Genomic DNA, 20,799 nt, shown 5'->3' with positions numbered 1-20,799 from the left:
ACGATCAAGGTGCCGCTAAACTTACCCGCACTCTAGCGGGCGCATGAGGGAAGAAAATACACTGCAAAACAACGTTCGATTCTCTCTCAAAATACACCATTACACCTTTACCTCGGTCCAACCAGCGTACTTGATCAAAGTCCTGCCCGTCCCAATGCTGGGCCCATAAACGGGAGCTTGCCGCCCGTCGCTCAAAAGCGATACCGCAATACTTTTCCGCTTGCTCTCTATAACGCTGGCTCCAGCATTCGAGATTCTTTTTACAGCTAGCTGAGGCCGCCCGTGTATCTGTTCTTTTATACATCTGAACACATTTTCCTCTAACACTCGGATCAGTGTATTCACGGCACTTTTCAAGCTCAGCATCATTCACCGCATAAACGGGTAAGGCCAGTAAAAAAAATAAAATCCCAATAATCTTGCGCATAGTCCCTTCCATACTCCAACCCCTTTTAACTGAGCAGTTTACACCGCCACGAAGTTGCTTCCTAGTTTACAAAAATTCTAACTGACCTATCGTAGAATGCGTATAATAACGCGTTTTATCTTACCCGGAATAAGCATGCAACGAGTAGACCTTCTTCTTGTTAATAACGCCTTAGCAAGCACACGTACCCATGCCCAGCGTTTAATCAAGAATAGTAAAGTCACCGCTTTTTACAAAGGTGGCTGGCACCTTATTACAAAACCGGGCCTTAAACTTGAAGATGATACAGAATTTAAAATAGAAGCGGATGAGGCCGACCGTTTCGTATCGCGCGGAGCCTTTAAGCTTTTGGCTGCGTTAGAAAAACAACATGTATCGGTAAAGGATGCCATCGCCATTGATATTGGGCAATCAACCGGAGGCTTTAGCGACTGCCTTATCCAAGCCGGTGTACGCTGTGTCGTCGGAATTGAGGTAGGCCATAGCCAACTCGCCAAAAAGCTAGCCGATGATAGCCGCGTGATATGCTACGAGGGAATCAACGCGAGAGAACTGCCTTCGGAGATGCTGTTAAAGCACACCCTAGAGGGAAAAGGCTTTGATATCGCGGTAATGGATGTTTCATTTATATCACAGCTAAAAATATTGCCATCACTGGCCCCACTCATTAAAGAAAATGGCTACTTAATTAGCTTAGTGAAACCCCAATTCGAAGTTGGAAAAGCCGGTGTAGGCCGAGGTGGAATCGTTCGCGACGAGCGTTTATACCCGCAAGTAAAAAGCAACATGAGTGACTGCTGTGCCGATTTAGGCCTCACCCTATGCGATTATTTTGAGAGTCCAATTAAAGGCGGTGATGGCAATACAGAATTTTTATTAATAGCAAAAAAATCCACCCCGTAAGTGTCTAGGTCGAAAAACATCCACCGCTGACACTAGGTATCCGTTCCGCTTACTACCAGCACGTTAAGCCTATAGATCAAGATCGTCTACTATTCATCACATCAGCCAGCTTTTTCTCAGCCAAGCCCTTACGTGTTTGCGTCCGCAGTATTATGACTGATCGCTCATCATCCGACATAGCCGTCCATTGCATAATCTCTTGAATCGACCGATAGCACCCCATACAGATATCATTGTCATCCAAGCAACAATTTCGGACACAAGGGGAACGTGATCGCTGATGGGTAACGCCTGAGGGTGTCTTTGACATTTTATCCTGCAATGTTTTAACTCACGCTTATAACGACGCCTTAAGCATAGCAAAGAAATCAGATATCTCTTAAAACAGATCATTTTTTCAATACTAAGGAACCTAGTGAGCCTTAGTGCATCTAATCATGCAAGACATCCTTGTAAAGATTAGGAACAGCTATGAATAAAATGATAGTGGCCTCGATTATCGCCCTAAGTGGATTCGGCCTTAGCACCCTTGTGACCGGCACGGAAAATGATGCTACAGAGAGCGCCCATCCCGTCAAAACATCGACTCGTCTGGCGGTTGCAACATTCGCCGGCGGTTGTTTCTGGTGTACGGAATCTGATTTTGAGAAGTTAGAGGGCGTTGTACAGGTTATTTCGGGGTACAGTGGTGGTGTTAAAAAAGACCCCACCTATAAAGAAGTATCATCAGGACAAACAAAACACACTGAAGCCATTCAAGTCTTCTATGACCCTAATGTCATCTCGTATGAGGGCCTGCTAGAGCGTTTGTGGCGCGGAATGAACCCTACAGATGGCAGCGGCCAATTTGTCGATCGCGGACAACAGTACCGCCCTGCCGTGTTCTATCACAACGATGCTCAAAAACAGGCCGCCGAAGCATCAATTGCAAAACTGGAACAGTCCGGTGTATTTGATAAACCGATGGCAACAGAAATTAGCCCTTATACTCAGTTTTATAAGGCTGAAGACTACCACCAAGATTATTACCTAAAAAATCCAATTCGCTATAGTTACTACCGAAATGGGTCAGGGCGAGATCAATACCTCACCAGCCGATGGGGAGACGAACTAAAAATTGATTATGCAAAATACAGCAATCAAGCATCCGACGCTGATGTAGCAGCAACTCAATTTGCCGCACCGTCAGAACATTATTTACGTTCGGTACTCACGCCATTGCAGTTCAACGTAACCCAAGAAGACGGCACGGAGCGCCCATTTGATAATGCGTATTGGAACGAGAAACGCGAAGGAATCTATGTAGATATTGTGAGCGGAGAACCTCTATTCTCATCCAAAGATAAGTTCAAATCGGGCACTGGCTGGCCAAGCTTTACCCAACCGATTAAGAATGTACCTATTGTCGAAAAAGAGGATAACTCCTTTTTCATGAAACGTGTCGAAGTAAGGAGCGCTCAAGCGAACTCCCACCTTGGTCATATATTTAACGATGGCCCCGCGCCTACCGGACTACGATACTGTATTAATTCAGCATCACTACGCTTTATCCCCAAAGAATCACTCGTCAGCGAAGGTTATGGGGAGTTTACCGCTTTATTTAAATAAATAAGACTAAGGCCAATACCATTAAAGGGGTTAGATGATAGGTCTACCCCTTTTGTTTATCGTTTATTCCACTGAATACATTGATCCAGTGTCACCCCAGAGCCACCGAAAATATCTAACGCGCTACCGATGGTCAGATCGACTTTACCCCCCGAGAGCTGATCAACCAATTTAAGGTCATCGAGAGAACGGGCCCCGCCTGCATACGTCACAGGTATAGGACAAGCGTCTCCAAGCAGCTTAACAAGCGCCTCATCAATCCCCCCTTGTAGCCCTTCCACATCAGCCGCATGAATCAAAAACTCAGCACAATGTGACGCCAACTCAGTCAACGTCTCTGCATTAACGACTGTATCAGTAATAGTCTGCCAACGATCTGTCGCAATCTGCCAACCTGATTCAGTCCGGCGACAGCTCAGGTCTAAAATCAATCGATCAACACCGGTGACCTGTTTAATCGCCTCTAACTTTTCCCAGCTGAACTGACCATCCGCAAATAAATATGAGGTTACAATCACATGAGAAGCACCCGCCTGTAAAAACATCTCAGCATTGCGATTATTAACCCCTCCACCAAACTGTAACCCACCAGGCCAAGCGGCCAACGCTTTCAATGCCTGTTCTTGATTACCTGGGCCCAACGCAATCACGTGGCCACCTAAAAGTTGATGGGTCTTATACAGCTCTGCATAATATGCAGCATCATGCGTACTAACAAAATTAGTCTCCGCACCGCTATCATTTAAGCTACCACCAACAATCTGTTTAACCTGCCCCTGATGCAAGTCGATACATGGACGAAATTGTGTCAAAAAAGACTCCAAATAAGTGAGGATGTTATCAGGTGTGCATTTTAACGATCTAAAAAAAGAAGGTACATTTTTATCTCTAGAGATTTATATATACCAATAGCACACAGAGTTAGTTAGGCCGCTAGGCCACGATGAACGCTTATTTTAAATGCTGTCGAATGCGCTTACAGTCATGTTCACTATACTGTTTTTTATACTCATTTCGTTTTTTATGCAGCCGGTTCATCTGCTTACTATCTCCCCCTTTGCGCTTAAGGTAAGTAAGTTGCTTAATCGAGTCCTGTATTGACTGACAACGCTGTATCAACGCTTCATCTCCAGCATAAGATGCAGTAGACACAAACGCAGTCAGTAAGATAGCAGCATTAAGCCTTCGTCTAATGTCCATAATCACTCCCTGTGTAAATAACAGATCAATATCGTTTTTTAGCTGAGGTCACTTTCACTAAGTACCCCTGACTTTCTACCGGCATTTTGGTACGTAAGGTAGACCATACCTCGTCACTCGACGATCGATTAATGATATTAAATGCCTTATCCCGTTGCGAGGAGAAGCTTCTTAATACGTTACCCGCACCGCCGTTATAGGCCGCTATAATACAATATTCTTTACTCACGGCATTTCTAACCTTTGCTAGATAGCGGGTCTGTAAAATATGTAGGTAAGCACACCCCATACGGATATTATTCTCAATATTAAATAAATAGGACGCCGATGGTGTACCTGCATAGCCATGAATCAACTCAAATGCATCCCGCCCCGCGGTTGTCGGTACAATTTGCATAAGCCCATAAGCGGGCACCCAACTGACCGCATAAGGATTGAAATTACTTTCGGTTTCAATAATGGCGTAAACCAGTGCAGGCGATAGCTTGTATGCCGCAGCATAACGCTCTACATAAACGGCATATTTATGTTTACGTGTCAGGCTATGCTGCTGAACCAACGGGAATTCCACATAAGACACCCTCTTTTTTTGTCCATCAGGCATACTAATCTGGCGTGTCTTAGTCCCTTTACTCAGCAAATAAGAGGCATAGCGTCCGGCCCGCCACGCCCAACGAATCGGTTTGCTGTCTTGGTCTACTATTTGATTGAATAAAAAGGGCTCGTCCCCAAGCGGAACCTCTTGGTCCGAGAACAAGTCAACCCCCTCTGGGTTGGAGGGTGTTAAAAGCGTGTTAATAATGGACTGTCTCAAATGCTGCTTATGCTGGCTTTCTACCCTAACCACACCCGTTTCAAAGTCGACCACCGCGCGACTGGCATATCCATCGGTATATTTCACATACGCCTTTGGCGACGGCTTAATAGACTCGTCTCCTCCCCAGGCAGAGGAGACGCTAGTTAAAAAGCGTTCAACCCGCTTTACATCATTAACCAATGACGCAGGGTTCGCTACCCACCCCGTCGCTTTACTTTGTGCACGGGAGACAACAACATCTTCGATTGAGCTGCCACGCGCTACACTCTGAGCAATACGAAACGCATCATGCGTGGTACAGCCAACCAAACTTAGCGGTAAGGAACCCATCAAAAACTGTCTTCTCGTTAACATTGTCGCCCTCAAAAAGCATCCCCGTCACGCCGTTTTCACATCATAAACAGATACGAGATAGCAGGTTAAAGATAAGAAAAATATTATTTAGCGGTAACCGTAATTATTTAAAAAATAATTATAATTCAAACAACCCTAGCCGATGACTCTCTATAACCATCCTTATAGCAGCCATTAACACCTCACAAAAAAAACAAAAAAACCTTTAAATTCAAATAACTAAAATAGTCATACTAATAAAAAGATGGACAACAAAGCAACCTGGATCTTAATTTTAAACAATTAAGAATAACGTGTTAAACAAGCAATTCCTTATATAAATACCCTATTCAGAATAAATGAACGGTCGTTTTATTATCAGACAATCGTTATTATTTTTTACGGATACTATAATAATAATAATGATTAACTGAAAGAGTGAACACCTTGACCTTCTCTATTCTACTTGCAAGACAGCCTATTCTTGATAAGGAACTCAATACCATTGCGTATGAGTTATTGTATAGAGATGCGGAAGGTATGGGACCTCAACTTCCTTTTGATGGAACCCAAGCCACAGCAGAGGTGCTATTAAATGCCTATAGCAGCATCTTTCAAGACAGTCGTATTCGCACACTTCCAGCCTTTATTAATTTCAACGCAGAATGGCTCTACAATGGCAACCTACCCGCCCTAAAACCCGACGCTCTAGTTCTAGAGGTGCTCGAAGATGTGGCTATTACAGAGAAAATCGTCCAGCGACTTCACATACTGTCCGATAAAGGCTATCGAATCGCACTGGATGACTTTTTCTATGATAAAAGCTGGGAACCTGCGCTGGCGCTTGCCAAAATAGTCAAAATCGATATTCAACAACTCTCACCCGTACAGCTCATTGCACACGTCACAGAGCTGAAAAAACATCAAGTTACACTGCTTGCTGAAAAGGTCGAGACCCATGATGAGTTCGAGTACTGTAAGAAGCTTGGCTTTAAGCTGTTCCAGGGATATTTTTTCTGTCGTCCTCAGCTGATTGAAGGGCGTACACTGTCCTGTAATGACCTGACAACACTCCAGCTCATTACTGAGTTAGAAAGTGAGGACGCAACCGCTCAATCCCTTGAAGCGATAGTCTGCAAAGACCCGGAACTCGTCTTACGCTTATTGAAAATTGTAAATTCTGCTCGCTTTTCACTCTCCCGTAATATAAGCAGCATATCAGAGGCCATCATCGCATTAGGGGTAGATGAACTGAAAAAGTGGGTGTTATTGATTAGCACAACCCAAGCCCCCCACACATCAAATGCACTGATTCAAGAGATACTTGTTCGCGCTCGTATGTGCGAGAAAATTGCGGATGATTACGATGCCATCAACCCAAGCACCGCCTTTATGACGGGGATGCTTTCCGGTATTGATGCCATGTTAAATCTTGAACTCAGCGACATCATGGAACAACTGCCGGTCTCAAGTGAGGTCTCTACCGCGTTACTCGAACAGTCAGGTCTATTAGGCCAACTACTGAACGATGTAAAACATTATATGGCTGGTGAATGGGATGAACTTAATGACCCGAACCTAACCGCCTCGCTTAAACAAGCACAGGAGGAGAGCCTACTCTGGGTACTCGATACATTAAAAGATATTAACGGCCATTAAGGCTCAAACTGCGCCAATTCAAAGGTAATACTGCCCCCTTTGTAGATTTCTAAATCCATCGGTTCATTTCGAACAAGCTTAACCAGTCCAACACCAGGCGCGTACCACTCCGTCTGTGTAACAACGATATCTTGATAACCTAAACGTGGATCGGCATACAAGCTGATAACCCCTTGAGCCTCGACTTTGATACAATTTTCAAATCGCCCTGCGGGTACATCAACACGACTATCTAACGCAACAATCTCATAAGTAAGATTAAAGGCTTTTTGACTCGGATCCGGCAATGCTGAACGCAGTCCATGTAAAGCATAAGAGCGCGTTTCAGCAATCCAACTACGGCCAATAGTTAGATCCTCTGTATCAGGCAGAATTTTTATCGCTTTCAGATCAAATCTAGGCTGAGTTTCCACGACCGTCCGTTTTGCAATCCGGTAACTACCCTGCTCATTTTGCAGGATATAATAGGCGGTTCCATCACTGGTTAAACGCGCACTGACTGGCGCGTCTTTATAATCGCCATCTAACGCAACAGGCCCTAAGTTGGTCATACTAAATTGTCGCGTTTGCGTTGTATCTGTTAAATCCGCAAAAACGTTATAGTGCCATTTCACCCCTTTATGAAGCGGAAAATAATCATTTTCAGCAATATCAGCTTGGCAACCGATAAGAAAAACCGACAAACAAAGTAGAGAGAGTCGCTTCATTTTACTTCTCCGGTAACGATGGATCTGGAAGCTCAACAAACTCCAACCCTTCATACTTCTGCCCTGTCCTATTCTGCTTTTTAACACTCTCTTGGACAACGGCATTAAGGTTAATCTCACCTAGCTGTAGATTCCCATTATGGACCTCTCGGAGTGCTGTTTCTAACTTATCATGCAGCCCCAAATCGTAATCTACTCTATATGCCCTAGGCGCTTCAGCTAACTGGTAATTCCCTATTGAAGTCAGCCACATATAAATACTGCCATTGACTCCTTTTGCCTCATCAGGCTCCTCAATCACAGCATAGTGGAGTAAAAATCGCTCGGGTAAGGGGGTCGTGGTCGACCAACCTTGAGTCTCCTTCCAACCCTGATAACTCAACCCATAAAAGCCAACCGCGATAATAATTAATCCCCCTTTAAAAAGCCACGGGATACGGCTATATACCAAAGCAAGCAGCAGCAATGCCGTAAAAAAAACATAGGCTAACGTTAGACTAAGCAGTACTTCATTCATTTTGATATCGCCTTTACTAAACTTTTTTGCAACCTATTAATATTTATCACTTCGCCTGCCGGTGTAATTGTAAACCGGACGGCTGTGACCTCTTCACCTTCTTCGGATAAAACGGTCGTATGGTAATTAAGCACCTTCATCACTGGATTCACTTCAGCTAAGTACACGGTTACAGGAATCTCTTTTTTCGTCTCACTCTTAAAATAATGGACATTAACGATAAACTCCCCGGGTGGACGACCTCTAATCGTTAATACCTCTTGGTTAAGAGGGTTAATAATCTCGCGACCATTAACCGTTTGTGTATCATTCGCTAAACCTCGATCATCACGATCAAGATGCATCAATCCATCCTGTGTTTTTTTATACCAAACCTTTGCACCTTCAGGACCTGTTGCCCAAACATCGATGTCGTTTGGGTCACCATCCGGCCAACTAACGGTAACAATGAACTCCGCTTTTGGATCAATAATGCCCGACTTAGCTGGTGGGTTTAACAACAGCAAAGCGATAAGAAAAAGAAACGTAAACGTTAATAACACATTAAAAAGCAGGTCGGTAAATGGATCTATATCGAAACTATTTTTGCGCTGAAAGAGAGACACCGTCTTTACCTCGATCTTCCGATACAGCCAAACCTACTAACAAACTGTAATCAATCGCCTCTAACAGCACCCTATCGGCACAACGGTCTACTAGGAGCAACTGAATACCTAACAACATACTGGCGATCAAGCCAACCATAGTTGTATTCATGGCGACCCCCATCCCCTGTGTCATCTGCTGCATCAGCGCTTTAATATCCGAGATATCAAGCTGATCTAGTCCGGATATAGAGCTCAGCATCAACACAAAGCCCACCACCGTCCCCAGCAACCCCAACTTAATAACCAGTCCGGCCATAAACCAACCGACTTGGTGAGCCCCCCGTAGCGACTCAGCCAACACTTCAGTAGATAAGCTAGTATCGGACTCAGACGGTTTTTGAACGAGCTGACTTAAAAAATTTTGAACGAGGGAGCGGCCTCTAGGGAAATGATCAAATAAAAAGGTAGGATCGTCCTGCCTCATTACCTTGAGCTGAGATAGCATGGTCGCTTGGGAAGCAACGAACCAACTCCGATATCCACAGTGAACAGAAACCAGTGTGAACACAACAAAAATAAGCACACTAATTCGCGTAATGTCTTGTTCGAAGAGCACCCTCAGCATACCAAGGTCCCAACTCAAGAAAAGGAAAAATACAATGAGTCCTGCTAACAAAAGCCAATACAGAAATGCAGTATAAGAAGATTGGTTAGACATTCATTTTCCTGTAATGATGATGTATTTCATAACTGACTATAAAGAAGCCTGAAACAGAAACAACTACAAAAACAAGAGAAAGAGACTAAAGAACAGGCGGCGACAGAACAAAAGTATCAAGATTTAAAAGGAATATTCAGGCAAATTGATCAGCATTTATTTGCCTATAGTCTATTGACTATTTATAAAAATAAAATATTTGATAGCTAAAAAACAATAAGCAACCTACTGAAAACTAAGGTTTTTTAACACTGTCTCTTTTTCAAGCAATATGCTGAACCCATAACATCTATCAGGGCTGCAGGGTTTTAACCAAATAATACTAACAAACTTATCCACAGATCTTGTTGATAACATTACCACCCCATATTTAGGCCTTTAACCAAATACGCTGAAGGTAAAAACGAGGTACGCCACGGGCAGGGATAACTGCATAGAGAAGAAAAAGACACGCAGCTCAACTGAGTAGCTTTTTAATGTACAAGCACTCAGGCTAATAACAAAAAGAGTGGATAAACAACCTTATTTATCCTTAACGGATTCTAAGGTTGACACTAAATCTTTAAACGCTTCACGGTTAGAGTCATTTAATCCCATTAGAATATGATGAGCAGAAATAATACGCTCTTTCATTTCATCCACAGATTCCTGAACAAAGGGAAGCTCTTTTAAGTCTTTAATACTGGTAGGCAGCTCTTCAAGCAGTATAAAAATATGATCAAACCCCATCGTATACAAAATACTGGTGATATCAGGGTTAGTAGAGACGAGAGTAGGCTTACCGAGATTAGCATCACCGGCTTTAATTGATAACTTTGCAATCAGCCCTAATGAAGTACTATCAATGCCTTCCGCTTGGGTAAGGTCTATTAATATATTCGTCACAGATGCCTTGGCTAGGGCTTCATTTATATGGCAGTCCAATGAGGTACAGAGCGTTAAACGCACGTCTCCCACAAACTTCAAAACAAAGTTACCGTCCACAAACGCTGAATAGATTGAACCTTCTTGCATTATCTACTGCCTGCAAACAGTCATGATTGCGATATCGTCAGGGGCGTCCTTAATAAGACCCGGAAGCAACGCTTCCTTAATCATATCCGGGCCGGCACCTTCCGTCGCAATCACAACATCAATAAGCTTCTGCTCTTTAGCACTCATCGATTCCTCCGTTAGCATCTCTAAAATGCCGTCAGAGAACAAAGTAATTTCAAATTCATCCAATAACTGTAACTTTCTTTCATCAAACAAAGGTTCGGGAAATAGCCCCACTGGCATTCCCCTACCCTCAAGAAAACGCGTTCCCGTCTTATCCGTTAAAATAGGCATTGGATGATGCCCCCCTACAGCATAGGTCAAACTCGCATCACTGTTATCAAACAGACCCACAAAAATACTTAAGTGTTTACCTAGCCCGGTATCTAATAACTCTGAGTTAATCCGGTATAAGGTACTTACAGGAGATAAAATATCAAAACTTGAAGAGCGGTTATAATTCCTCACAAGCCGGTTCGTCATATTCTTCAAAAGCACAGTCACGAGTGCTGAAGACGCACCATGCCCTGATACATCCGCAAGATAAAACATTGTTTTATCCGCATCAATAGAGACAACGTCAACAAAGTCACCGCTTAAATACAACGAAGGAATTAACAAGTAACGTGCTAACAAACCACCTACGTTTAACTCTTTATCAGGCAACATATTCTGCTGTATCTGCAGTGCTGCTTGTTGATCAATTTGCAGCTCACTCAGGCTCTTTTCTAACTCATTCCGGTAATGGAGTTTTTTCTCAATAAGGTCAGCCAACAGTAGTAACTTAGAGATTGAGTTAGAAAATTCCTTATTAGTATCGGTAATTTCGCTTTGAATAAAAACATCATTCGCACCTTTTCTCAACGCCAATAAAACCTGATCACAATCAGCTTCCGGCAACAAAACAAGGATAGGTTTGGGGGAATGAAGTTCAGTAAGGGAGGCAATATCATCGACCGTAAACGTCTTACTTAAACCGGCAATGACTAAGGAGAAATCATGCTCATTGAGTAACTCTTTGGCATATTCGCAATTATAAGCCGTCGATACTTTTACCGGGCGCAGTTCGGTCTGACTGCAGGCGGCAACAATTGAATCTATCGCTTCCGCAACATGGCCTACTAATAAAATTGTTTGATAGGTGTATTTCATAACCAAGCCTTGCTAGGTAGGCAAAGATTCATGAAACAACAGGTTAAATGCAGTCGCCTTAACATACAATGAAGATTTATTAGTAACATTGCGTAAGCATTCAAAAACCCCAGCTTACAACTAAAGACTGGGGTTATGATTAACACTAGAAATTACTTTCATCATAATTTTCGCCATCACCATCTACGATGGAGAAGGCTCGCTTCTGAAGGTAAGCATCACGAATAAACGTATACTTATCGCCTGAGATAAGCTTTTCAGCTTCAAGCAGCTGGGCACGTCCATCAATAATACGTGTAACATATAAAGCATTACGTGCGCCGTTATCATCCAGTTGACGCACGGGATCAACAAGGAAGTCAGGCACCATTCCAATACCATCACGTACAGTGGCTGGACCAAAGAAAGGCAAGACCAAATAAGGGCCGCTATCAACACCCCAATACCCAAACGTCTGGCCAAAATCTTCGTCGTGCTTCTCTATACCCATCGGTGTAGCAACATCGATCAAGCCAGCTAAACCAAACGTAGAGTTAAACGCGATACGCGCAAAATCTTCCGTCGCATTGCTAAACTTCCCTTGCAGCAAGTTATTTAACAATGTACCCACATCAGCCAAATTTTCGAAAAAGTTATTAACGCCAGTTTCTGCAATATCGGGCATCACCGCTTTATAACCTTGGGAAACGGGTTTTAGTGCATAGGTATCCAAACCGTCGTTAAAGCTAAACATAGCTCGGTTAAAACCTTCCCATGGATCGACGTCAACGTCTGCAGCAACAGCCGGCTGAGTTAACATGACTGATACTGCGCCAGCAACCAACAAACTACGTAATTTGGCTTTCATCCAGTTTCCCTTAAAGTGGCTCACGATATTGAAGCCCTATTTTAGCTGAGTTAAGTAGATATGAAAAATAAGAAAAGCCTTTATTTTCAAAAACAGCACAAAAGTAGTGATTACTTATAACGAAAAAAGGCTTCCCGAAGGAAGCCTTTTCTAAATTTCCGTTAGGAAATGTTGACTTAGAAGTCTAGACGGTAACCAGCAACAGTGCGATCACCAGCTTGAGTGTCATCACCATCGTTGTTAACGTGCTCTAGGAAAACGCGACCGTTACCTAGTTTCTGCTGAATACCAAGACCAAACTGGTCAAGATCCAAACCACCAGCAACATCATCTTCGTAATCAGAGTAACGACCGTAGAAAGAAGTATCACCTACAGTGTAACGAGCAGCAAGTTCCCAAACACTTTCTTCAGCAGTGTTAGCACCAGCTACTTCAGTATCAGCTTCTTCGTACTTAGCCATCAACTCTAAAGCATCCATAGTGTACTTAGCAGATAGACCCCAAACTTCTTTGCTGTCATCGCCTGCTGGAGCGTCAGAACTTTCAACATCGCCGTAAGAAGCAGCTACTGTGAAGTTGTTTGCAGTGTAAACACCTGCGATATTATAACCGTCAACTGTTTCGTCGAAGGCATTATCACTGTCATCACCTGAAGAACCAACAACTGCACCAGCAATGAAAGTAAATCCGTTCATGCTAGGAGAGTAGTAAGCGATAGAATTATCAGTACGCTTATGGTAAGTGTTACCTAGGTTAAAACGCTCACCGTAATCACCAGAGCTTGGATTGAATACGTTTGTTGGAGCTTGAATCAATAGATAATGCGGGTGGTATTGACGACCGATAAGAGCCTTACCCCAATCGCCTTTAGCACCGATGTAAGCTAGACGCTCACCGAACATGGACTTACCGCTGCCAGTTGTAGCACCATAGCTGTTTGAATCCGCTGTAGAAACGTTAGCTTCCCAGTGGAACAAACCTTTAGTGCCATCAAGACCTAGATCAACATCGCCTTTAATACCAACTCGGCTAGATTGATCGGCAACATCTAACTCACGATCTGTGCCATCAACGCCATTTACATCAGACTCTTGCTGAAGACCAATACGGAAAGAACCGTATAGAGTAGCATCAGCCTGTGCGATCATTGGTGCAGTCATAGCGCCAGCTACAGCTAGTGCAATCAGTGACTTTTTCATCAACATTTCCCCTTCAATATATTCAACATACTAGTAGTGAACTTTTAATTTTTTCTTATCGCAGTGCACTCTAGGCGCACTTACTCTATGAAAATACTACAAAAGAAAACTTTTTCAAACTAATGAATGAGTTTTCTTCTAAATTTTTAATCGGCAAGGTCGTTAGAATCTTTAATTCTTGCCCTTTCTATTCTAACAATCAGCGCTTAACGAGTAAATAAATGCTCTTATAACAATGCGTTAAGCTACTGGTTATAAATAAATTTCGCGCATTACATCATACCACCAGAGTATGTGCAACCTTTGACTACAGAATACACCTTGATATAGGCCCGACAAAAGTAGTACTCCCTTTGTTTCTTGACCTACATCAAGGGATCACCTTGCTCCACTGCTGCTTAAGCCGCTTTTCAGAAACAGTGTTTTGCGTTCCTAGCTGCTGGGCAAATAATGAAACCCGATACTCTTCAATTAACCACCGATACAGATCGAGTTCTGGGTCATAGATACCTTGATCTACATTTCGCTTATAACGCGCCTGGTACTGACTATACATTTTTTCCAGCTGATCGCTTAACAAGCACTCCTGTCTTAAATTTCGCCTAAACTTTTCTAAGCGTAATTCGATCGCCTTTAGATACCGCGGGTAATGCACAAGCGCGCCATGGGGAACCGTTTTAATAAACCGAGGGCAGAGCAACCCAGCAAGTTGCTGCTTAATATCGTTCAAGACAGGCACTTCATTAAGCTGCACTTTGCCTTTTAGTTGCTTTTGAATTTGATGATAACTACCAAACAAATGCCCAACCAAAACCAATAACGCTTCACATGCTGGTACGAGTTCAGCCTTACATCGCGCCACCGCATCATCAAACTGTTCGGCATTACGTATTAAGGCCTCATCCACCTTCAATAACTGTCTAATGCTATGCCAAATAATATCGTCATCGCAGGTTTGCTTCGTTAATAACCCAGAGCTGCGTAAAATAGCCCCGGTCAGCTTCTCATTATTTATCGCTTTCCTTGCAAAACGGATCTGCTCTTTCATATTAAGAGACGCTAATCGGACAATACCCTCAACACTGGCTTGCGTTGCTTCCGCTTGGTGCGGTTTTAAACACAGCGTTACACTCTCGCCCATATCCACAAGCGCGGGATAAGCTTCAATTTCAACACCTGCATATTTATGCACGTTACAAGCAGCTTCTAGCACACCAAAGTCCCAGCGTGTTAACCCAACTCGCCCCCAACTATCATCTGCACTTTTATCTGATCGTTCAGTTAAACGTTGGCTTATTTGCGAAGCGTATTTACTATTTAGCTGTTCCCAATCCCTCGATTCATCCAGTAACCGTCCCTTCTCATCAACCAAACGCAGGTTCATCTGAAGATGATCAACCAGCACGGCAGCTCGCAACTCTCGCTCCTGTATACGGACACCGGTCATTCTAAGTAAATGATGCGCAAACACTTCATAAAGATTACCCACGCCAAATTCGACGGCTTGTATAAAGGCATCCACATAATTTGGCACCGGAACAAAGTGTTTACGCTGCTGCTTGGGTAGGCCTTTTAAAATTGCAGTACATTTATCGGCTAGCATACCGGGGACTAACCACTCGATCTGCTGCAATGGCAATGAGGTTAATAAAGGAAGAGGGACCTGCAATGTGACCCCATCATCATTAGCACCGGGCGAAAAGTGATAAAACAGTTTAAGCCGTGCGCCCTCCCAGTTGAGGTAATCAGGGTAGGCTCGCTCAGACACATGGTCAGCGGAACGTTGCAGAATATCCTCTTCTTGCATCACTAAACATTCAGGGTCATCCCGTTCAACGGTTTTACGCCACTTTTCAAAGCCGGCACCATTGACTATATGTTCGCCCGATAAACTTTTAAGCCGTAGACGATAGAATTCGTATAGCTGCTCTTCATCAACTAAGAGGTCTTTTCTACGGGATTTAGCCTCAAGTTTTTCAATACCTTTAAGTAATGCACGGTTCTTTTTAATAAACCGGGCCGCACTGTTTAGCTCGCCCTCAACCAAGGCTTCACGAATAAACAACTCATGGGAAACCACCCCATCAATAGCGCCATAACTTACTTTTCTCTTAGGTACGATAACCATGCCGTAAAGCGTGACCTGCTCAGTTGCAACAACCTCCGCTCTCTTCTTCTCCCAGTGAGGCTCACTATAATTCCGCTTAATCAAATTAGGCGCTAACTTTTCTGCCCAAGCGGGGTCTATCTTGGCGATACAACGTGCGTAAAGTTGACTGGTTTCAACCATCTCCGCCGCCATGACCCATTTAGGTGCTTTTTTATAAACCACCGACCCTGGAAACAGGAAAAAACGCCGATTACGCGCCCCTAAGTACTCTTTATTCTCCTGCTTAAACCCCATATGACTCAGCAAACCCGCCAGTAGCGCACGGTGCACTGACTCGTAAGAGGCATCTTCCTCCCGCTCAACAAAGGTATGATCTTTTGCCTTCAGCTCCTTACAAATAATATGTAATTGCCGATGGGTATCACGCCACTCCCGCATACGCATATAAGAGAGGAAATTTTTATTACAATATTTACGTAACTGATTCTGAGTTAAGACTTGGCGCTGTGTCTCATACAGATTCCACAAGTTAACAAAAGTTAGGAAGTCGGACTCTTCATGGGCGTACAGTCGGTGTTTTTCGTCACTGGCCTGCCGCTTATCTTGTGGCCGCTCTCTCGGATCCTGTATACCCAACGCACTCACGATCACTAACATTTCACGTAAGCAATTATTGCGTGCTGACTCAATCACCATACGACCTAAACGCGGATCAATAGGGAGTTTAGCCAACTGCCAACCAATGGTTGTTATCTGACGTTTTGAGTTCACTGCTCCCAGTTCCTGCAGCAACTTAAAACCATCGTTAATGAAACGGCTATCCGGTGGATCAACGAACGGAAATTCAGCAATATCACCTAATTTAAGTGATAACATCTGCAAAATAACAGCGGCTAAGTTTGTACGCCGAATCTCAGCATCGGTAAATTCAGACCGCCCAATAAAATCCTCTTCAGAGTAAAGACGGATACAGACACCATCGGAAACACGGCCACAACGTCCCGCCCGCTGGTTGGCACTGGCCTGAGATATCGCCTCAATAGGTAGGCGCTGAACCTTGGAGCGATAACTATAACGACTAATACGCGCTAAGCCCGTATCAATAACATACTTTATCCCTGGAACCGTCAGCGATGTTTCAGCGACGTTGGTTGATAACACTAAACGTGTGCCCGTCGCCCCTTTTCCCTGTTGAAATACCCTATTCTGTTCAGCAAGTGACAATCGCGCATATAAAGGCAATACATCCACATGTTTCAGGTTAGCCTTACGTAATAGGTCTGCGGTTTCTCGGATATCTCTCTCACCAGGAAGGAAGATTAAAATATCCCCTTGCGGCCCCTTTCCTTGCTGTCGTTCAAGGTGAAAAAGTTCCTCAACCGCTGCCAGAACCCCTTGCTGCATATCAACCGTTTTTTCATCATCAGCAGAGTAATCATGTAAAGGGCGATAAAGAATATCAACCGGATAGGTACGACCCGAAACTTCGATAACCGGCGCATCATTAAAATGCTTAGAAAATCGTTCAAGGTCGATTGTCGCAGACGTTATGATCAACTTAAGATCTGGACGTTTAGGTAAAATTCGTTTGATGTAACCCAATAAAAAATCGATATTTAAGCTTCGTTCATGGGCCTCATCAATAATCAGTACTTCATATTGCTCAAGAAAGCGGTCATGTTTTGTTTCTGCCAGTAAGATACCGTCGGTCATTAACTTAACTTGCGTTTGATCGCTGACTTGGTCATGAAAACGCACCTGATACCCCACGCGCTCACCCAGTGTCGTATCAAGCTCTTCAGCAATACGATTAGCAACCGTTCTCGCCGCCAAACGCCGGGGCTGTGTATGACCAATAAGCCCCTTACAGCCTAAGCCTAATTCAAGGCATATCTTAGGTAACTGAGTTGTTTTACCTGACCCGGTTTCCCCCGCAAGGACGACAACCTGATTCGCCAAAATAGCGTCAGCGATCTCCTCTCTACGTGCGCTAATCGGTAGATCTGGGTAGCGTATCTGGTGATTTAAACCTTGTTTAAAAGCAACCTTTTGGCAGGACGAATCAAACGCATCAGAAAGCTCAAGCAACGTATCTTGATTAGCATTATCCCGCCGCGCACGATCTAAGCGACGCTTTAAACGGTAACGGTCGGCAATACGACAATCAGATAGACGAGCTGAAAGCTGGTCAATAGAGAGGGTCAAAACACTTACATCCAAGGCAGAATTAAAGTGCTGCATTCTACCTTATGACGGTTAGTCCACCAACAACTGATATGCAGCCAACATGAATCACACGGCATGGCACGCAAAACCCTCACCTAATAGCCATAACAGAGAAAGGAGCGCCGCATATACCCCCGTATTTATTAAAAATACCACAACATTAATGGTTATTAACTTGAACATTTTTTTCTAAGCCGCAAGAATATAGCCCGACTAGAATCAACGAGAACAACTCATGCGTAAATTTGAAGACTCACTCCCACTTCAACTCCTCAAAGCGCGTGAAGCCAGCATGCTCTTTTTTCGCCCATTATTAAATGAATACGCGTTAACAGAGCAACAATGGCGAGTGCTACGGGCGCTCTACGAATACAAAGAGATGGAATCAAAAGAGCTCGCAGATAGCTGCTGTTTATTATCTCCCAGCCTGACCGGCATCCTCAAACGACTCAAACAACAAGACTATATCAAATGCCAAAAATCGGCTGATGATCAACGCCGAAACCTCATCAGCCTGACCAACAAAGCCCAGACACTGATCCAACAATTAAGCCCTGTGGTCGAAGCCAGATATAAAACATTTACTGATCGCTATGGCGAACAAAAGCTGGAACAATTAATGGTACTCATTAAAGAGCTATCTATAATAGAGCCTTAACATTACACCCAGTTACAACAAAAGCCTGCACCTTAGCAGCTCTGCTTGATACATACCGTACATCACAAGCAACGCATTCAACGACAGCGTGAACCAAACGGTTCGACCTACACTGAGACCTATAGACAATGGAATCAAAAAAGAATCGTTTGGATCGTTTCATCGCTGTTAAAACGGGCATTAACCGGCGTGATGTCAGACTCCTTATTGCACAAAAAAGAATAATGATCGATGGCCAACCCGCCACTCAAATCAATCAAGTGGTAGACCAGTTCAGCCATATCCTGTGTGATGGCCAACTACTCCAAAACAACCGTCCCATCTACCTGATGATGAACAAACCAGTAGGGGTGGTAAGCGCAACCAAAGATGATCAACACAAAACGGTTATCGACTTATTAGACAGTCATCAGAAAGACCTACACATTGCTGGGCGACTGGATTTAAACTCATCAGGTTTATTACTGCTCACCAACCACGGGGCGTGGTCACGTCGATTAACAGCACCCGAGCATAAAGTAAACAAGGTCTATCATGTCACTTTAGCCAAACCGCTCACCGCTGCCTATATAGATGCGTTTGCTGAAGGCATGTTCTTCGCTTACGAAGGCATCACAACCTTGCCTGTAACCCTAAAAATACTCTCGGAATATGTAGCAGAGGTGACATTAAGAGAGGGCCGCTACCATCAAATCAAGCGAATGTTTGGACGGTTTAGGAACCCGGTATTAAAACTCCATCGAGTTTCAATAGGCGCACTGACGTTGGATAATCGCTTAAATGCGGGAGAAAGTAGAATACTAACTAACGAAGAGCTACAACACCTACACAATCCCACTGAGCCCTTCGCGTTCGAAAATACAGATTAACGTTACTGCCGACTCGCCCAATACGTCATAGCAAAGGACAAACCGGGCAACAGAATAAACCCCAGCATAATAGGTATTAGCGTCTGATTAAACGCTTGCCCCACCAGCATCCCCGCAATCACGGCGATTAACGTGGAAACGCCACCAATCAAACCTGACGCTAATCCAGCAATATGACCAAAAGGCTCCATGGATAAAGCATTCAAGTTCCCAAACAATAGCCCTATGCCCATTAAGACCAACATAAAGTAGACCATTACACACCATAGTGGTGGCACAGCGCCTAGCCAAAAAGTACTGATCAGCGCTAACAACGAGATAATAACCGTTATCATCTGAGTGCCCAACACCAACGTCTTCATACCAAACCGCATGACCAATTTAGAATTAATAAAACTAGCGACCCCAATCCCCGTTGCCAACACGGCAAAGTAAAACGGAAACTTAGCACCCAAGTAATATAAATCCTGTAAGACCTGCTGAACTGAGTTCAAAAAACCCAAAAATGCACCAAACCCCAACCCCGACGCAATAACATACGCCATCGCAACACGGTTAGAGATAACCTCTTTAAAACTATTCATGACAATTTTAACGGAAAACTTACTTCGTTTTTCGACGGTTAAAGTTTCCGGTAAGCGTAAACCAAACCAAAGTAAAATAGCTAAGGCCGCCACAAGAAGAAAAACAAACATCATACGCCAGCCAGATAGCCATAAAATACCTTGACCAATAATCGGCGCGACGACAGGCACTAAGACAAAAACAGTCATAATCAACGACATGACACGTGCCATTTCAGGCCCCTCACTTTTATCCCTCACAATAGCAATGGTAACAATACGTGGGCCTGCAGCACCCAGCCCTTGCAGGAAGCGTCCCAACAACATCATATCCATGCTATATGAAAAAAGAGAAATAGAGGTGCCTAAAATAAAGATAGCAAAACCAAGATACGTAGCAGGTTTTCGCCCTACCACATCAGCGAGAGGCCCATAAAATATATGACCTATAGCCACGCCAATAAAAATTGTCGTAATAATAAGTTGAGTGTCATTATCCCTAAGCACCTCTAAATCTTGGCCTATTTGAGACAAGGCAGGCAACATGAGGTCTATAGACATAGCAACAAAACAAGTTACAAACGCCATTAATGCAACAAACTCAGAGAAACCTATCTCCCTTCTCGCGCGCATACCCTTCATCTTATCAACACCCTCAATAGCG

At 43.7% G+C, this 20,799-nt stretch carries 20 protein-coding genes; 5 read left to right on the top strand and 15 right to left on the bottom strand.

All coding sequences use genetic code 11. The features are described 5' to 3' along the window. Positions 1–4: 4 nt before the first annotated feature. The gene (locus A3773_RS09405; protein ID WP_156473490.1) at positions 5–427 is read right to left on the bottom strand and encodes a hypothetical protein; all 423 of its coding nucleotides are present in this window, start codon (positions 425–427) and stop codon (positions 5–7) included. A 135-nt stretch (positions 428–562) separates the two neighbouring features. Between A3773_RS09405 and A3773_RS09400 the strand changes: the two genes are divergently transcribed. Continuing rightward, positions 563–1,330, top strand: coding sequence for a TlyA family RNA methyltransferase (locus tag A3773_RS09400; protein WP_067985365.1), 768 nt, complete (start codon positions 563–565; stop codon positions 1,328–1,330). A gap of 76 nt (positions 1,331–1,406) precedes the next feature. Here the strand turns inward: A3773_RS09400 and A3773_RS17575 are convergent, their stop codons facing one another. Further along, entirely contained in the window at positions 1,407–1,640 is a 234-nt protein-coding gene (locus tag A3773_RS17575) for a DUF1289 domain-containing protein (protein ID WP_075109527.1), read from the bottom strand. A 161-nt stretch (positions 1,641–1,801) separates the two neighbouring features. Between A3773_RS17575 and msrB the strand changes: the two genes are divergently transcribed. Further along, positions 1,802–2,938 carry a peptide-methionine (R)-S-oxide reductase MsrB gene (gene msrB / locus A3773_RS18880; RefSeq protein WP_067985362.1) on the top strand — a complete coding sequence of 379 codons (1,137 nt, stop codon included), beginning with the start codon at positions 1,802–1,804 and terminating at the stop codon, positions 2,936–2,938. Between the two features lie 56 nt (positions 2,939–2,994). Here msrB and hisA read toward each other — a convergent pair whose 3' ends face one another. The 3 genes from hisA to A3773_RS09380 form a co-directional block, all read right to left on the bottom strand. Then, entirely contained in the window at positions 2,995–3,750 is a 756-nt protein-coding gene (gene hisA / locus A3773_RS09390) for a phosphoribosylformimino-5-aminoimidazole carboxamide ribotide isomerase (RefSeq protein WP_067985360.1), read from the bottom strand. Between the two features lie 139 nt (positions 3,751–3,889). Continuing rightward, positions 3,890–4,138, bottom strand: coding sequence for a hypothetical protein (locus A3773_RS09385; protein WP_067985358.1), 249 nt, complete (start codon positions 4,136–4,138; stop codon positions 3,890–3,892). Positions 4,139–4,163: 25 nt separating this feature from the next. After that, positions 4,164–5,285, bottom strand: a complete 1,122-nt coding sequence (locus tag A3773_RS09380) for a murein transglycosylase domain-containing protein (protein WP_197462756.1) — start codon at positions 5,283–5,285, stop codon at positions 4,164–4,166. A 450-nt stretch (positions 5,286–5,735) separates the two neighbouring features. Between A3773_RS09380 and A3773_RS09375 the strand changes: the two genes are divergently transcribed. After that, entirely contained in the window at positions 5,736–6,947 is a 1,212-nt protein-coding gene (locus A3773_RS09375; protein ID WP_075109538.1) for an EAL and HDOD domain-containing protein, read from the top strand. Here the strand turns inward: A3773_RS09375 and A3773_RS09370 are convergent. The 9 genes from A3773_RS09370 to hrpA form a co-directional block, all read right to left on the bottom strand. After that, positions 6,944–7,654 (bottom strand): hypothetical protein, encoded by a 711-nt coding sequence (locus A3773_RS09370; RefSeq protein WP_067985351.1) that lies wholly within the window; start codon positions 7,652–7,654, stop codon positions 6,944–6,946. The two genes, A3773_RS09375 and A3773_RS09370, sit on opposite strands and share 4 nt — an antisense overlap. A gap of 1 nt (position 7,655) precedes the next feature. Next, the gene (locus A3773_RS09365; protein ID WP_067985349.1) at positions 7,656–8,171 is read right to left on the bottom strand and encodes a hypothetical protein; all 516 of its coding nucleotides are present in this window, start codon (positions 8,169–8,171) and stop codon (positions 7,656–7,658) included. Beyond that, positions 8,168–8,776, bottom strand: coding sequence for a DUF2135 domain-containing protein (locus tag A3773_RS09360; RefSeq protein ID WP_067985347.1), 609 nt, complete (start codon positions 8,774–8,776; stop codon positions 8,168–8,170). The genes A3773_RS09365 and A3773_RS09360 overlap by 4 nt, the downstream gene beginning before the upstream one ends. Continuing rightward, positions 8,751–9,476, bottom strand: a complete 726-nt coding sequence (locus A3773_RS09355; RefSeq protein ID WP_067985346.1) for a MotA/TolQ/ExbB proton channel family protein — start codon at positions 9,474–9,476, stop codon at positions 8,751–8,753. The genes A3773_RS09360 and A3773_RS09355 overlap by 26 nt, the downstream gene beginning before the upstream one ends. 522 nt (positions 9,477–9,998) lie before the next feature. Then, positions 9,999–10,490: an STAS domain-containing protein gene (locus tag A3773_RS09350; RefSeq protein WP_067985343.1), complete on the bottom strand. Its 492-nt coding sequence runs from the start codon at positions 10,488–10,490 to the stop codon at positions 9,999–10,001. A 3-nt stretch (positions 10,491–10,493) separates the two neighbouring features. Beyond that, positions 10,494–11,663, bottom strand: coding sequence for a PP2C family protein-serine/threonine phosphatase (locus A3773_RS09345; protein ID WP_067985342.1), 1,170 nt, complete (start codon positions 11,661–11,663; stop codon positions 10,494–10,496). Positions 11,664–11,808: 145 nt separating this feature from the next. Beyond that, complete coding sequence (locus A3773_RS09340) at positions 11,809–12,510, bottom strand: MlaA family lipoprotein (RefSeq protein ID WP_067985340.1); 702 nt, start codon at positions 12,508–12,510, stop codon at positions 11,809–11,811. Positions 12,511–12,686: 176 nt separating this feature from the next. Beyond that, on the bottom strand, positions 12,687–13,709 hold the full coding sequence (locus tag A3773_RS09335; protein ID WP_067985338.1) for a porin: 1,023 nt from the start codon (positions 13,707–13,709) through the stop codon (positions 12,687–12,689). 370 nt (positions 13,710–14,079) lie between these two features. After that, positions 14,080–18,060 carry an ATP-dependent RNA helicase HrpA gene (gene hrpA, locus A3773_RS09330; RefSeq protein WP_067985336.1) on the bottom strand — a complete coding sequence of 1,327 codons (3,981 nt, stop codon included), beginning with the start codon at positions 18,058–18,060 and terminating at the stop codon, positions 14,080–14,082. A 220-nt stretch (positions 18,061–18,280) separates the two neighbouring features. On the opposite strand from hrpA, the gene hpaR reads away from it, so the two are divergent. Both hpaR and A3773_RS09320 read left to right on the top strand, forming a co-directional pair. After that, positions 18,281–18,703 carry a homoprotocatechuate degradation operon regulator HpaR gene (gene hpaR, locus A3773_RS09325; RefSeq protein ID WP_067985334.1) on the top strand — a complete coding sequence of 141 codons (423 nt, stop codon included), beginning with the start codon at positions 18,281–18,283 and terminating at the stop codon, positions 18,701–18,703. Between the two features lie 128 nt (positions 18,704–18,831). Next, on the top strand, positions 18,832–19,572 hold the full coding sequence (locus A3773_RS09320; protein WP_067985332.1) for a pseudouridine synthase: 741 nt from the start codon (positions 18,832–18,834) through the stop codon (positions 19,570–19,572). A gap of 2 nt (positions 19,573–19,574) precedes the next feature. On the opposite strand, the gene A3773_RS09315 is transcribed toward A3773_RS09320, so the two are convergent. Continuing rightward, positions 19,575–20,777 carry a multidrug effflux MFS transporter gene (locus A3773_RS09315; RefSeq protein ID WP_067985331.1) on the bottom strand — a complete coding sequence of 401 codons (1,203 nt, stop codon included), beginning with the start codon at positions 20,775–20,777 and terminating at the stop codon, positions 19,575–19,577. Positions 20,778–20,799: the final 22 nt, after the last annotated feature.

The sequence above is a fragment of the Neptuniibacter pectenicola genome (assembly GCF_001597735.1).
Taxonomy (GTDB): domain Bacteria; phylum Pseudomonadota; class Gammaproteobacteria; order Pseudomonadales; family Balneatricaceae; genus Neptuniibacter; species Neptuniibacter pectenicola.
This window is presented reverse-complemented; position numbering and strand designations above follow the sequence as displayed.